This is a genomic window from Pseudomonas sichuanensis (assembly GCF_024749065.1).
Classification (GTDB): domain Bacteria; phylum Pseudomonadota; class Gammaproteobacteria; order Pseudomonadales; family Pseudomonadaceae; genus Aquipseudomonas; species Aquipseudomonas sichuanensis.
This window is the reverse complement of record NZ_CP087185.1, coordinates 5,800,128-5,813,707: the sequence shown is the minus strand read 5'-3', so window position 1 is coordinate 5,813,707 and position 13,580 is coordinate 5,800,128. Positions and strand designations below refer to the sequence as shown.

Genomic DNA, 13,580 nt, shown 5'->3' with positions numbered 1-13,580 from the left:
TTGATAGTTAGCAAACTATGAATATCCTCGGTTCCTCCTATGTCACTTGACGCTCTGCACATGAAAATCAGCAGCGGCATGGTCGTGGCCGCCCGGCATTGGCGTCGCCTGTGCCAGGGCGCCTTGACCGGCTATGGCATCTCCGAAGCCTGCGCCGTGCCGTTGCTGATGATCGTGCGCCTGGGCGATGGCGTGCACCAGGTGGCGGTGGCCCAGGCCGCCGGCCTGGAAAGCCCGTCGCTGGTGCGCCTGCTCGACCAGCTGTGCAAGGCGGGCCTGGTGCTGCGCAGCGAGGACCCGCTGGACCGCCGCGCCAAGGCCCTGAGCCTGACCGCCACGGGCCGCGCCCTGGCCGAGTCGATCGAAGGCGAACTGGTGCGCCTGCGCCGCGAGTTGCTGCAGGGCATCGACCAGGCCGACCTGGAAGCCACCCTGCGGGTGATCCGCGTGTTCGAAGACGCGGGCCTCACCCCATGAACGGCTTCTTCAGCTCGGTGCCCCCGGCCCGCGACTGGTTCTACGGCGTGCGCACCTTCGCCGCGTCCATGATCGCCCTGTACATCGCCCTGCTGATGCAGTTGCCGCGCCCGTACTGGGCGATGGCCACGGTGTACATCGTCTCCAGCCCATTCCTCGGCCCCACCACCTCCAAGGCGCTGTACCGTGCACTCGGCACACTGCTGGGCGCGGGTGCGGCGATCTTTTTCGTGCCGCTGCTGGTGCAGTCGCCGTTGCTGCTGAGCATCGCCGTCGCGCTGTGGACCGGCACCCTGCTGTTCCTCTCGCTGAACCTGCGCACCGCCAACAACTACGTGCTGATGCTGGCCGGCTACACGATGCCGATGATCGCCCTGGCCGTGGTCGACAACCCGCTGGCGGTGTTCGACGTGGCCTCGTCCCGGGCCCAGGAAATCTGCCTGGGCATCGTCTGCGCGGCGGTGGTCGGCGCGGTGTTCTGGCCGCGCCGGCTGGCGCCGGTGGTGGTGGGCGCGACCGGCAGCTGGTTCGGTGAGGCGATCCGCTACAGCGATACCTACCTGGCCCGCGAAGCCAGCGCCGACAAGGTCGGCGGCATGCGCGGGGCGATGGTCGCCACCTTCAACTCGCTGGAGCTGATGATCGGCCAGCTCGGCCACGAAGGCGCCGGCCCGCACACCTTGAAGAACGCCCGCGAACTGCGCGGGCGGATGATCCACCTGCTGCCGGTGATCGATGCCCTCGACGACGCCCTGATCGCCCTTGAAGGCCGCGCCCCTGTGCAGTTCGCCCAGTTGCAGCCGGTGCTGACGGCCGCCCGCGAATGGCTCAAGGGCACCGCCGACAGCGCCTCGGTGGCCCGCTGGACCGCCCTGCACGAGCAGATCGATCGCCTGCAACCCGGCGCCGCCGCCCTCGACCAGCGCGCCGAGCTGCTGTTGTCCAATGCGCTCTACCGCCTGACCGAGTGGGCCGACCTGTGGCAGGACTGCTGCACCCTGCAGCACGCCCTGCGCAGCGACGACGCCAAGCCCTGGCGGGCGGTGTATCGGCACTGGCGGCTGGGCCGGCTGACCCCCTTCTTTGACCGTGGCCTGATGCTCTACTCGGTGTTCTCCACCGTCACCGCCATCGTCGTCGCCTGCGGCCTGTGGATCGGCCTGGGCTGGAACGACGGCGCCAGCGCGGTGATCCTCGCCGCCGTGTCGTGCAGTTTCTTCGCCGCCATGGACGACCCGGCGCCGCAGATCTACCGGTTCTTCTTCTGGACCTTGATGTCGGTGATCTTCTCCAGCCTGTACCTGTTCCTGGTACTGCCCAACCTGCATGACTTCGCCATGCTGGTGCTGGCCTTTGCCGTGCCGTTCATCTGCGTCGGCACCCTCACCGTGCAGCCGCGTTTCTACCTGGGCACCTTGCTGACCATCGTCAACACCTCGACCTTCATCAGCATCCAGGGCGCCTACGACGCCGACTTCTTCACCTTCCTCAACGCCAACCTGGCGGGGCCGGTGGGGCTGCTGTTCGCCTTCCTCTGGACCATCGTGGTGCGCCCGTTCGGCGTGGAGCTGGCGGCCAAGCGCATGACCCGCTTCGCCTGGCGCGACATCGTCGAGATGACCGCGCCGGCCACCCTCGCCGAACACCGCCAGGTCGGCGTGCAGATGCTCGACCGCCTGATGCAGCACCTGCCGCGCCTGTCACAGACCGGCCAGGACAGCGGCGTGGCGCTGCGCGACCTGCGCGTGGGGCTGAACCTGCTCGACCTGCTGGCCTACCTGCCGCGCGCAGGCAGCCAGGCCCGCGAGCGCCTGCAGACGGTGATCGAAGAGGTCGGCGGCCACTACGCCGCCTGCCTGCGCGCCGGCGAACGCCTGCATGCCCCGGCAGCGCTGCTGCGCAACATGGAGCGGGCGCGCCTGGCGCTGAACCTGGACGAACTGTACGAGCGCGGCGATGCCCGCACCCACCTGCTGCACGCCCTGAGTGGCCTGCGCCTGGCCCTGTTGCCGGGGGTGGAGGTGATGCTCGAACCCACTGAACAAACGCAACTGCCCCCCGGCCTCGATGGAGCGCCCCTGTGATAGGTGAACTGGATATCAGCGGGGTGTTCCTGCCCACGCTGCTGGTGATGATGTTTGCGACCTACCTGTTGTTCCTGGGGGTGCACGCGCTGCTGGTGCGCGTGCATTTCTACCGCCTGGTCTGGCACCGGGCGCTGTTCAACGTTGCCCTGTATGCCGTGCTGCTGGGCGCGGTCGACCACTTTTGCCGAAGCCTGATGCTGCCATGAAAAAACCTTTGCTGACCCTGGGCCGCGTGGTCCTGACCTTGCTGGTAGTGACCTTCGCCGCCGTGCTCGTGTGGCAGATGGTGGTGTACTACATGTTCGCCCCCTGGACCCGCGACGGGCATATCCGTGCCGACGTGATCCAGATCGCCCCGGATGTGTCCGGGCTGATCCAGAAGGTCGAGGTGCGCGACAACCAGACCATCAAGCGCGGCGACGTGCTGTTCACCATCGACCAGGACCGCTTCAGCCTGGCCCTGCGCCAGGCCAAGGCGACCCTGGCCGAGCGCCAGGAAACCCTGGCCCAGGCCTCCCGCGAGGCGCAGCGCAACCGCAAGCTGGGCAACCTGGTGGCGGCCGAGCAGTTGGAAGAGAGCCAGTCGCGCGAGGCCCGCGCCCGCTCGGCGGTCAATCAGGCCCAGGTGCAGGTGGACCTGGCCCAGCTCAACCTCGACCGTTCGGTGGTGCGCAGCCCGGTGGACGGTTACCTCAACGACCGCGCCCCGCGCGCCCACGAGTTCGTCAGCGCCGGCCGCCCGGTGCTGTCGGTGGTCGACAGCGCCTCGTACCACGTCGATGGCTATTTCGAAGAGACCAAGCTCGGCGGCATCCATATCGGCGATGCCGTGGACATCCGCGTGATGGGCGACAACACCCGCCTGCGCGGCCGTGTCGAAAGCCTGTCCGCCGGCATCGAAGACCGCGACCGCAGCAGCGGCGCCAACCTGCTGCCCAACGTCAACCCGGCGTTCAGCTGGGTGCGCCTGGCCCAGCGGATTCCGGTGCGCATCACCTTCGACGAGGTGCCGGCGGACTTCCGCATGATTGCCGGGCGCACTGCCACGGTGTCGATCATCGAGGGCCAGCGCCCATGAAACAGCTGATCCTGGTGGGGCTTAGCCTGTCCCTCGGCGCCTGCATGATGGTCGGACCCAACTACCAAGTGCCCAAGGACGCCGCCGTGCAGCGCAGCGACCTCAACGGCCCGTTGCGCCAGGATGCCGACAGCGTGGTGTCGGCACCGGTGCCCGAGGACTGGTGGCAGCTGTACCAGGATCAACGCCTCAACGAACTGGTGCGCCAGGCCCTGAGCGCCAACACCGAATTGCGCGTGGCCGCCGCCAACATCGCCAAGGCCCGTGCCCAGGTGGAAGTGGCCGAGTCCCAGGGCGGTTTCAATGGCGGCATCAAGGCCGGTGCCCAGCGCTTGCAGGAGTCCGGCGAAGCCTTCCTGCTGCCGGAGAAAGTGCCGGTGGCCAATATCGGCGAGGCGCTGCTGAGCGTCAGCTACCAGTTCGACCTGTGGGGCACCTTCAAGCGCGGCACCGAGGCCGCCAAGGCCAACGCCGACGCGGTGCAGGCCGCTGCCGACACCGCGCGCATCACCCTGGTGGCCGATGTGGTCAAGGCCTACACCCAGGTGTGTTCGGCGAACGAGGAGTACCACATTGCCCGTGAGTCGCTGGACCTGCAGCAGCAGGGCGTGCAGCTGACACAGCGCTTGCGCGACGCTGGCCGTGGCGACGAGACCCAGGTCACCCGCTCGCAGACCCAGTTCAAGTCGCTGCGGGCGGAACTGCCGCGCTTCAAGGCCGAGCGCGAAACGGGCCTGTACACCCTGGCCGCGTTGCTGGCCAGGCCGGTCGAGCAGTTGCCGGCGGGTACTGCCGATTGCGCCGAGCTGCCGCACCTTGCGCAGCTGATCCCGGTGGGTGATGGCGCCGCCTTGCTCAAACGCCGCCCCGATGTGCGCCAGGCCGAGCGCCAGTTGGCGGCTGCGACCGCGAATATCGGCGTGGCCACTGGTGCGCTTTATCCGGACATCAGCATTGGGGCACAGGTGGGGACCATCGGCATTCTTGAAAACCTCGGTGAGCCTTCCACCAACCGTTGGGGTTTTGGCCCGCAGATCAGTTGGAATATTCCCACCAACGGCACCCGTGCGCGTATTCGCATGGCGGAAGCCTCGACTCAGGCGGCGCTGGCGCAGTTCGATGGGGTGGTGCTGAACGCCATTCGTGAGACACAGACGCGGCTGGCGCAGTACAGCGCCTTGCTCGATCGGCGTGATGCGCTGGCTGAGGCTGAGCGTTCGGCGAAAGAGTCGGCGGACCAGACGCATCTGCGTTACCAGGTGGGGCGTGAGTCGTTCCTGGCTGATCTGCAGGCGACGCGGACCTATACCGATGTGCGGGCGCAGTTGGCGGCGGCGAACAGCCAGGTGGCGATGGGTCAGATTGGGGTGTTTCTGGCGTTGGGTGGGGGGTGGAAGGGTAGTGCCAAGCCTCTAGAGAAAGCCTCAACCAACTGATGTAGGTAGGCTGCGTGGGTAGATGTCTGGCCGATGGTTGCATCAGGGCCGCCAGGTGCCTGGCTGTTGATTGCATCAGGGCATACAGGTGCTCGCCACAACCCTTGCAGCGCTTATGAGATCGAGCGCCGCCCGCGCGGCGCTTCGCGGGTAAACCCGCTCCCACAGTTTGTTTCGGGCCAATTATTCCTGTGAAAGTACCGCCACCTGCTTTGGTGCATGTCTTGAGCCATGTGGGGCGGCGGCAACGCACACGCTGAAACCGCGTCGTGCCAACAAGGCGGACCAGGTAATGGCCCAGGAGAGACTGGCCCGAAACAAACTGTGGGAGCGGGTTTACCCGCGAAGCGCCGCGCGGGCGGCGCTCGATCTGATAGGCGCTGCAAGGGTTGTGGCGAACACCTGGTGGCCTTGATGCGGTCCAGCGCGAGGAATTGCCAGAAACCCGTGCGACATTTCCGAAAATGAAACCAAATCCTACAGCTCCGCATGGCTTGGGACGTATCCTACGCGCCTTGCGGAAGCTTCGATGTTGTCGGTGGAATGCCTCAGGAATAACGTCCTCGGGTCGCTTTTCGGCGATCGGGCGTGAGACACCCGGCTGGCATACGGAAGCACCGCTTGATGGTGGTCGTGCACGGGCAGGCTATGCCTGGCCGGGTTTTCCGTATGCCCCGGGTCTCACCCCGTGTACGACTGCCACCCAAATCCGTGAGACGAGGAGGACGGCAGTCCTGACTACGTCATACGGAGATTCGTCATGAAAAAACACGTCCCCGACCCACCCCGCTTCATCCCCTATTTCACCCTCCAATCCAACTTGCCCACCCCCGACGCCCTGGCCCACGCCAGCCAGCTGCTGCGCGGCGTGAGCGAAACCCTGGACGAACACTGCCGACTGCACGCCGGCGACCTGGGCCTGCACATGCTGAGCAACGCTGCCTACGCCACCGATATGGCCCGTGCCCTGATCGAACACACGATGGCCCGTTGCGACGGCGCCCAGGAGCCACGCCCATGAGCGACGACCTGAAAACCTGCATCACCGAGGGCCGCGAAACCTGCCTGGAGCTGTTCCGCGTGCAGCCGGGCATTCCGCTGGTGCGGGTGCTGGATGAGGTCTCGGTGTTGCTCGGCTGTATCCGCCACCTGTCCACCGAGGCGGAAATGGAAGGGGACCTGCTGGCGGGAAGTGTGGCCCGTATCTTGAGCGATATGGCCAAGGCGCTGATCAACGATCTAGAGCTGGGGGTGAACAGGTCTGGCTGATCAGTGTTGGCAAAGGCAGCTGAAGTGCCTCACTCAGCCCTTCAGTAATGATGGTTCAAACCTGTGTGGCATTCAGGCGTGCCTCGAGTGCTGCACAGGCGTCCATCAGCGCATCGAAGGCCATTGGTTCACTGTCGAACATGCCGCCTTCAAGCATTCGCCCGTAGTCGTCTTGCAACTGGAGCCGTGCGTCACCTTCGGGAACCAGACGCAGGTTTCCCTGCACGGCTGTTCGATAGTCGATCCACTCCATGGCCTGCGAGCGCTCTCGGAAGAACCACTGTTTGTGGTCGGCAACACGTTGCGCTACCTCGCGATTGGTGGCGACTCCTTCGAAATGGCTGCTGCGGGCAATGGCTGCAAGATCATGCCAGTGACGGGCAAAGCGCTCACCTTTCAGGCGCGCTTGTGCGCAGTAAACATGGGCAGCTGTTGCCTTCTCCCAGAAGGTCCTGGCGACGTTCATTACGCGAGGCTTTGCTTGAGGGAACGCCAGACCTTGCAGGGCAATCGCCATGTCGCAGGTTACGGTGTGCATGTCATTTGGCTCGCCGCTGGAACGTGCGCCGAACTCAAGCATCACCCGGGGCTGGATATACATGTTTGCAGGTGTGCGCGTTACATAGTTGAGGTAGATCCTGTCGCCATCGTGGACGAGTTCGGCTTATACGCCATCGCGTTCAATGGCCTGCCTGAGCATTGGGCAGACAACGGCAGCCAGGTGCTCTGGCAGGCGCTCGCGTGCAATATCACTCCAACGCCTGGCCTGCGCGCGGCTGGCCGGAAGCTCATCTTGCGCTTGCCCATCCATGATCTGGCGGATGTCGTAGGTAAGGTCGATATCCTCGGAAAAACGGTCGATCAGGCGGTACACCTTGGAAAGCGAGGTGCCGCCCTTGAAGGTCAGGTGCTGACCGGAATCGGACGCGAACAGTGCGTGGAGTGCCCAGACAACCCATACATCCTTTTCAAGCAAATAGGCAGGGCGACCCAGATCGGAGGCAGCTTGCAACAGCGCGTCCCTCTGGTCTGCCGCTGCAAGGCTGAAGAAGTGCTCAGCCAAGTGCCGCCTCCTTGCCGATCAAGGCGGCCATCCAGCAAGGCAGGGAAGGGATGGCGCAGACCAGTTGCTGCCAGTCGCTGTGCGCCAGCTGCTCATGCAGTTGGGAGACAGCCGGGGCGGCCTGCGACTCTCCCAACCAAGCCAGGGCCCGAACAGCATCACCCGCTGCGGTTGCGCCCAGGCTCGTTGCCCAGCGCGGTGCGTGGGTAATGGCAACTTTGGCATTTCCTATCGTCAGGGTCCTTTGGCGACCATTGGTCAAGAACACCTGGCGCACGGGGACCTGCTGGGTGAGCCCGAGGGCATTGGCTGCACCGGCACCGCTGGGCGTGAGTACTTCATTGAGCCGCCTGCCCAGCGAGTCGATCACCTGTTCCGGCTCTGGTGCCCGAGTCCCGAAGCGGCTCTTCACCGGGGCCACGTACAGGCCCCGGGATACCCGCATCAGCAGGCCGGCTTTGGCCAGGCGGGATAGTGCCTGGTCGATAGCGGCGCGGCTGCCCGCATGCAGAAATTGTTTAGGCGAGATCAGTTCACCCTCTGGTGATGCCTGGCTGAATTCGAGGATCTGTTTGGGGAGTTTCTTCATGAGCGACATTGCCAACCTAACGGCAGAATGTCAGAAGCATAGTTGAGTTTCTGACATTTGAGTAACTATTGAGCAGTTTCATCATGTTTCGATGAGCCAGCGCGCAGAAAAAACGCCCGGGGCCGTAAGGCGCCGGGCGCTTGGTTCACGCTAACAGAGGGCTCAGTTCAAGATCCGCGCCGGCTCATCCGGCGGCAGCTTGTCCCGCACCCGTGGCGGGCGTGGCTGGCCTGGCCCGACACCGCCCAACTGATCGGCCAACTGCTGCGCCACATCTTCCCCCAGCGCCTTCGACACTTCGCGCACCACCTTCGGGCGGTTCAGGCTCACGCGGCGGTCCTGGCTTTTCATCAGCTTGATGTCCTGCCCCTCACCCATGGCGGTGAACGCCGAGGTGATCTGCAAGGTGCGGGTATCGATCAGGCTGAAGTCGGCGGTCACGCTCAGCCCCAGCACCTTCGAATAACTGTCGGTGTGGTCCAGGGCGTTGACGTCCTCCTGGAAGTCGATGTCCGACAGGGTGCCGAACAGCACGTAGTCGGCGCCTGCAAACGCGCCGTTCTTGATCCGGCGGATCACGTCGTACACGTCTTCCTCGGCCTCGGCGGTGTAGGGCTTGCCCTGGATCAGCTCGAACATGCCGGTCTTGAGGATTTCACCCTTGATGTCGCCGCCAAACCTGCGCAGCTCGGTCTGCTGGATGTAACTCTTGCTGCTTTCGTACTCGCTGTAGCTCGACGACTGGCTGGCGTTGTACATGCTCGACTGCCCGCTGTTCTGGGCGTTGACGCTGTGGATGTACTCCTCCACCTGCGCCTCGTAGGCCAGGTCGGTCACCGCCACCTTGGGGGCCGCCTGCGCGCCGAAGGCGCAGGCCAGGCCAATGATTGCCATCCATGCACGCATCGGTCAGCGCTCCGTGGTCTTGCGGATTTCTTTTTCGTCCATCCACTCGGCCAGGCCGCTTTCCACGTCGACCAGCTGCAGGCTGAACTTGTAGAACACGTCCTTGTAGTCACTGCTGCGCTTGACGATGGAGCTGATCGAGCCTTCCAGGCGATACCGGGCGGCGATCATGTTGCCGGTCTTGGCCACCGTGTTCTTCTTGTACAGGCCGCTCTGGTTCTGCAGCTTGAGCTGGTCGACCTGGCTCTGCATGTCGGTGTTGTCGCTGGCGAAGCGGGCGGTGCCGGACTTCATCAGCTGGGTCTTGATGGTGGTGGTGATCTCGCGAGTATCGATGTACTCGCTGGTCTTGTTCTTCACGTCGTACACCTGCACCACCGGGCGGCCGTGCAGCACGCCGGACTGGGCCAGGGAACGGGTCATGCTCTCGGCGATCATCTGCAGGTCGGTGGAGCCGAACTCGTTGGTGATCAGCTCGACCGCCTTGCTGTCGCCGTAGCTGATGTTCTTGCCGCCGAGGACCGGCGACGGGGTGCTGCAGCCGCTGACCAGGGCGATGGCGACGGCGGCGAGGGAAAGGCGTGCAAACATGCAGGGTGCTCCTGAAAGGGGTTACCGGGTGTGGGCTTCGAAGCGGAAGTCGGTGGCCTTGGGGGTCGGCGCGATGGCGGGCAGGAACTTGGCCTGCTTGCCATACAGCGGCAGGGCCTTCCAGCCTTCTTCGTCGGCCACGGGGAAGCCGCTGTCGTCCAGCCAGGCGAAGCGGTAGAACAGGGTCTGGTTGCTGCGGCTGGTGTTGTTCAGCGCCACGTTGACGGTGAGGAAGCCATTCTCGCGGGCGACCCGCATCTGATGGACTTCGATATCGTCCAACTGGCCCATGGTCACGACCTTGCTGGCGGCGGTTTCGGTGTTGGAGCAACCGGCCAGCAAGGCGGCGGTGAGCAGGGCGAGGCAGGTTCTGCGCATGTTCGATCCTTGAGGTTACTTGAGGCTGACCACGGTGGCGGCCGTGGTGGTGGGCGCGACCTGGACGGCCGGGCCGCTGGCGAACACCTGGTTGCCGACCACGCGCAGGCTGACCACCTGATAGGGGCGGTCGATCTTCACGTTGATCGAGGCCCCGCCCAGTACCGCCGGCAGGCTCAGTTGGTGCTCGCCGGGCTTCAGCCGCAGGCGGGCCACTTGGGTCTGGTCGGGCAGGGTGCGCCAGGTGCGGGTATCGGCATTCTCCAGCACCATCGACGCGATGCCGAAGATCAGGCCGGCCAGCGGGTCCTTCTCGTTCAGCTTCTTCTGCGCCAAGGTGCGCGAGACGGCGCGCGCGCTGGTGCGCAGGATGATGCCGGGCATGTCATCGCGCAAGGCCCGGCGCGACATGGCGCTGGTGCTGTTGAGCAAGGTCAGGGCCAGGGGCCTGCCGTCGAGCTGCAGGGTATCCAGGTGCGCGGTGGAGCGGTCTTCGCGAATGATCGGGAACGACAGCGGGGTAATCACCAGGTTTTCATCGATCACCAGGGGCAGGGGGATGCTCATGGAATCGCGGGCTGGCGCCAGGCCGCTCTGCACCACGAACAGCACGTCGCTCTCTGCCGGGGTGGCGCTGTTGCCGTCCAGCTGCAGCAGGGCCTGCTCCAGCAGCGGTGTTTTCGGGCGTAGCTCGGCGGCCATGCGGTAACCCGGCGCGGCCAGCCCTTTTTCGCCCAGGGCCTCGTAGACGAAGCCGGCCAGATAGTGGCTGAAGGCGCTCTGGTAGCTGTTCTTGAGGTTGACCACCTCGGGGGCGTCGAGGGTGGCGACCGGATAGCCCTTGAGGTCGGCGACTTCGGTCTTGATGCCGTCTTCCTGTGCCTGCTCTTCACGCTTGAGGTACGCCTTGTCGCGCAGCTCGGCGATGATCGCTTCGCGTTCGTGGCTCTTGCGGATCGCCACGCGGGCACCGTCGAAGTCGTTCTGGGCCAGCAGGTTCAGGGCCATCTGCGTGGTCAGCATGACTTTTTCGTAGTCGTAGCCTTCGTAGCGGCGGACCTTGTCGTTGACCACGTAGCTGCCGAACTGGCTGAGGTACTTGTCGGTGTCCAGGCGCACAGCCTCTTCCCACTGCACCACCACGCTGTCGGCCGAGCGCCAGGCTGCCTGGCTGCCTGCCAGGTCGCCCTTCGAGCGCAGCAGTTCACCTTTCTCCAGGTAGTAGAGGAGGTCCTTCTGTTCGCGGGTGTTGTGGCTTTCCAGCAGGGCCAGCGCGGCGTCGACATTGCCCGCGGCCAGTTGCTGGTTGGTTGCCTGCATTTCGCTGTCGTAGCTGCGAAACACCGAGCAGCCGCTGAGTTGCAGGAGGGTGAAGAGGGTTGCCAGGATCAGGACGCGGGGTGCCATCGGAGGTTTTCATTCCCTGGAGCATGTTGCAGCCGCTGTAGCGGGGCGGCGGGCCCTCTGGCCGGGCCAGATCCTTTGGGTAAAGGCACATTGATTGCCAATGGCTATTACGAATGGGCGGCATTATACGCAAAGTGGCGGCGTTTTAATGGCCATGTGCCTTTACTGCCCATGTGACAGGCCCGCCGTCGTAAAGATCCTGGCGAGGACGGCGAGGATGCCGGGAGATTTTGTAGCAAGATTTTTCATGAAATCTGCCCCTGAAGCTTGAGGGATACAGAGTGGAAGTGAACAATGTTCGCTTTCGTATTTACATCGAGACTGGCCATGAATTCCCGTTCCCGCCTGCTTGCCGTGCTGCTCGCCCCGGTGCTGCTGCTGTGCAGCGCCCTGGCGCAGGCAGAGGCCCCCGCCGATGCGACCAAGGCCCTGCATCTGCTGGACTACATTGGCGCCGATTACCCACCGACGGTGCGTGACGGCAAGGTGGTGGACACCAGCGAATACCGCGAGCAGCAGGAGTTCAGCGGGGTACTGGCCGAGCTGGTCAAGGGCCTGCCGGACAACCCCGAGCGCGCGGCGCTGGAACAGGGTGTGCTGGGGCTGCGCCAGGCCATCGAGCAGCGCCAGGAGGGTGCTGGTGTCGCCCGCCAGGCCCGCCAGCTGGGTGCCCGCCTGGCGGTGGCCTACGAGGTCAGCCAGGCGCCGATCATCACCCCCGACCCGGCCCGCGGTGCGGCGCTGTACGCGCAGAACTGCTCGATCTGCCACGGTGATACCGGGCTGGGTGACGGCCCGGCCGGCCTGGGCCTGGAGCCGCCACCGGCCAACCTGCGCAACGTTGCGCGGCTGGACCAGCTGAGCCTGTACGACCTGTACAACACCCTTGGCCTGGGGATCGAAGGCACCGAGATGCCATCGTTCGCCGACCAGCTCGACGAGCGTCAGCGCTGGGACGTGGCGGCCTATATCGCCAGCTTCAGCGCCGACCCGCAGGTGGCCATGGGCGACAAGGCCTGGAACATTGCCGACCTGGCCCGCCAGACGCCCGCCGAAGTGGCTGAAAAAGAGGGCCCCGATGCCGTGGCGGCCTTCCGTGCCCAGCGTGCCAAGCCGCCGCAGGCCAAGCGTGGCCCGGCGCAGTTGCTCGACTACACCGCCAGCACCCTGGACAAGAGCCTGGCGGCCTACCGCGCCGGCGACCACGACCAGGCCTACGACCTGTCGGTGGCGGCCTACCTGGAAGGCTTCGAGCTGGTCGAAAGCTCCCTCGACAATATCGACGCGCAGGTGCGCAAGGACACCGAGAAGTCGCTGATGGCCTACCGTCAGTCGCTGCAGGACGGCTTGCCGCTGGCCCAGGCCGAACAGCGCCTGGACGCCGCGAAGGCCAAGCTCAAGCAAGCCTCCAAACTGCTGGGCAGCGATGGCCTGAGCTGGTCGCTGAGTTACATCTCCGGCCTGCTGATCCTGCTGCGCGAGGGCCTGGAAGCGATCCTGGTGCTGGCGGCGGTGCTGGCCTTCCTGCGTAACACCGGCCAGCAGTCGGCGGTGCGCAGCGTCAACATCGGCTGGGGCCTGGCGCTGGTCGCCGGCTTCGCCACCTGGGCCCTGGCGGCCTATGTGATCAACGTGGGCGGTGCCCAGCGCGAGCTGCTTGAAGGCTGCACGGCGCTGTTCGCCTCGGTGATGGTGTTGTGGCTGGGCGTGTGGATGCACGACCGCCGCCACGCCGCCGCCTGGCAGAACTACATCAAGAGCAGCTTGGTCAGCGGTGGCGGGCGCTTCGGTTTTGCCCTGCTGGCGTTCTTCTCGGTGTACCGCGAGCTGTTCGAAGTGATCCTGTTCTACGAAACCCTGTGGCTGCAGGCGGGACCTGCCGGGCACCAGGCGGTGCTGGCGGGCGGTGCCACGGCGCTGGTGCTGCTGGTGGGCCTGGCCTGGGTGATCCTGCGCGGCTCGGCGAAATTGCCGTTGGCGCTGTTCTTCAGCATCAACGCGGCCTTGCTGTGCGCGTTGTCGGTGATTTTTGCCGGGCATGGCGTCAAGGCGCTGCAGGAAGCCGGCGTGCTGGGTACACGGCCGGTGGCGTTCTTCGAGTTCGACTGGCTGGGCATTCATGCCGATGCCTACTCGCTGGGCGCGCAGGCGCTGGCGTTGCTGGCCATCGTGTTCCTGTATGGGCGTAGCCGGTTGGCCGAGAAGCGCCGGGCGACAGCCAACTGAAATGGGTGTTGGCTTCTTCGCGGGTAAACCCGCTCCCACAGGGACAGCGCAGACACAAGGATGACGCTGAACC

Annotated in this window: 13 protein-coding genes and 1 pseudogene; 8 read left to right on the top strand and 6 right to left on the bottom strand. The window is 65.1% G+C overall.

The window, feature by feature from the left end:
* Positions 1-39 precede the first annotated feature (39 nt).
* The 7 genes from LOY51_RS26100 (at position 40) to LOY51_RS26070 (ending at position 6,347) form a co-directional block, all read left to right on the top strand.
* Complete coding sequence (locus tag LOY51_RS26100) at positions 40-477, top strand: MarR family winged helix-turn-helix transcriptional regulator (RefSeq protein WP_125466017.1); 438 nt, start codon at positions 40-42, stop codon at positions 475-477.
* Positions 474-2,561, top strand: coding sequence for an FUSC family protein (locus tag LOY51_RS26095; RefSeq protein ID WP_258643702.1), 2,088 nt, complete (start codon positions 474-476; stop codon positions 2,559-2,561). The genes LOY51_RS26100 and LOY51_RS26095 overlap by 4 nt, the downstream gene beginning before the upstream one ends.
* Entirely contained in the window at positions 2,558-2,770 is a 213-nt protein-coding gene (locus tag LOY51_RS26090; protein WP_110992051.1) for a DUF1656 domain-containing protein, read from the top strand. Before LOY51_RS26095 ends, LOY51_RS26090 begins: the two co-directional genes overlap by 4 nt.
* Positions 2,767-3,642: an efflux RND transporter periplasmic adaptor subunit gene (locus LOY51_RS26085; RefSeq protein WP_110992052.1), complete on the top strand. Its 876-nt coding sequence runs from the start codon at positions 2,767-2,769 to the stop codon at positions 3,640-3,642. Before LOY51_RS26090 ends, LOY51_RS26085 begins: the two co-directional genes overlap by 4 nt.
* Entirely contained in the window at positions 3,639-5,078 is a 1,440-nt protein-coding gene (locus LOY51_RS26080) for an efflux transporter outer membrane subunit (protein WP_125861050.1), read from the top strand. The genes LOY51_RS26085 and LOY51_RS26080 overlap by 4 nt, the downstream gene beginning before the upstream one ends.
* A 760-nt stretch (positions 5,079-5,838) precedes the next feature.
* On the top strand, positions 5,839-6,099 hold the full coding sequence (locus LOY51_RS26075; protein ID WP_258643700.1) for a hypothetical protein: 261 nt from the start codon (positions 5,839-5,841) through the stop codon (positions 6,097-6,099).
* Positions 6,096-6,347 (top strand): DUF3077 domain-containing protein, encoded by a 252-nt coding sequence (locus tag LOY51_RS26070; RefSeq protein WP_258643698.1) that lies wholly within the window; start codon positions 6,096-6,098, stop codon positions 6,345-6,347. Before LOY51_RS26075 ends, LOY51_RS26070 begins: the two co-directional genes overlap by 4 nt.
* A gap of 55 nt (positions 6,348-6,402) precedes the next feature.
* Here LOY51_RS26070 and LOY51_RS26065 read toward each other — a convergent pair.
* The 6 genes and pseudogenes from LOY51_RS26065 to LOY51_RS26040 all read right to left on the bottom strand — a co-directional run bounded on the left by LOY51_RS26065 (position 6,403) and on the right by LOY51_RS26040 (position 11,281).
* Positions 6,403-7,323 (bottom strand): annotated as a pseudogene (locus tag LOY51_RS26065) (nucleotidyl transferase AbiEii/AbiGii toxin family protein).
* A gap of 79 nt (positions 7,324-7,402) precedes the next feature.
* Entirely contained in the window at positions 7,403-7,999 is a 597-nt protein-coding gene (locus LOY51_RS26060) for a DUF6088 family protein (RefSeq protein WP_125861044.1), read from the bottom strand.
* Between the two features lie 162 nt (positions 8,000-8,161).
* Entirely contained in the window at positions 8,162-8,905 is a 744-nt protein-coding gene (locus LOY51_RS26055; RefSeq protein ID WP_258643696.1) for a penicillin-binding protein activator LpoB, read from the bottom strand.
* 3 nt (positions 8,906-8,908) lie between these two features.
* Positions 8,909-9,496: a penicillin-binding protein activator LpoB gene (gene lpoB / locus LOY51_RS26050; protein ID WP_258643694.1), complete on the bottom strand. Its 588-nt coding sequence runs from the start codon at positions 9,494-9,496 to the stop codon at positions 8,909-8,911.
* 21 nt (positions 9,497-9,517) lie between these two features.
* On the bottom strand, positions 9,518-9,874 hold the full coding sequence (locus LOY51_RS26045; protein ID WP_110992057.1) for a YcfL family putative periplasmic lipoprotein: 357 nt from the start codon (positions 9,872-9,874) through the stop codon (positions 9,518-9,520).
* Between the two features lie 15 nt (positions 9,875-9,889).
* Positions 9,890-11,281, bottom strand: coding sequence for a COG3014 family protein (locus LOY51_RS26040; RefSeq protein WP_258643693.1), 1,392 nt, complete (start codon positions 11,279-11,281; stop codon positions 9,890-9,892).
* A 294-nt stretch (positions 11,282-11,575) separates the two neighbouring features.
* Between LOY51_RS26040 and LOY51_RS26035 the strand changes: the two genes are divergently transcribed.
* Positions 11,576-13,507 carry a cytochrome c/FTR1 family iron permease gene (locus LOY51_RS26035; protein ID WP_258643691.1) on the top strand — a complete coding sequence of 644 codons (1,932 nt, stop codon included), beginning with the start codon at positions 11,576-11,578 and terminating at the stop codon, positions 13,505-13,507.
* Positions 13,508-13,580 lie beyond the last annotated feature (73 nt).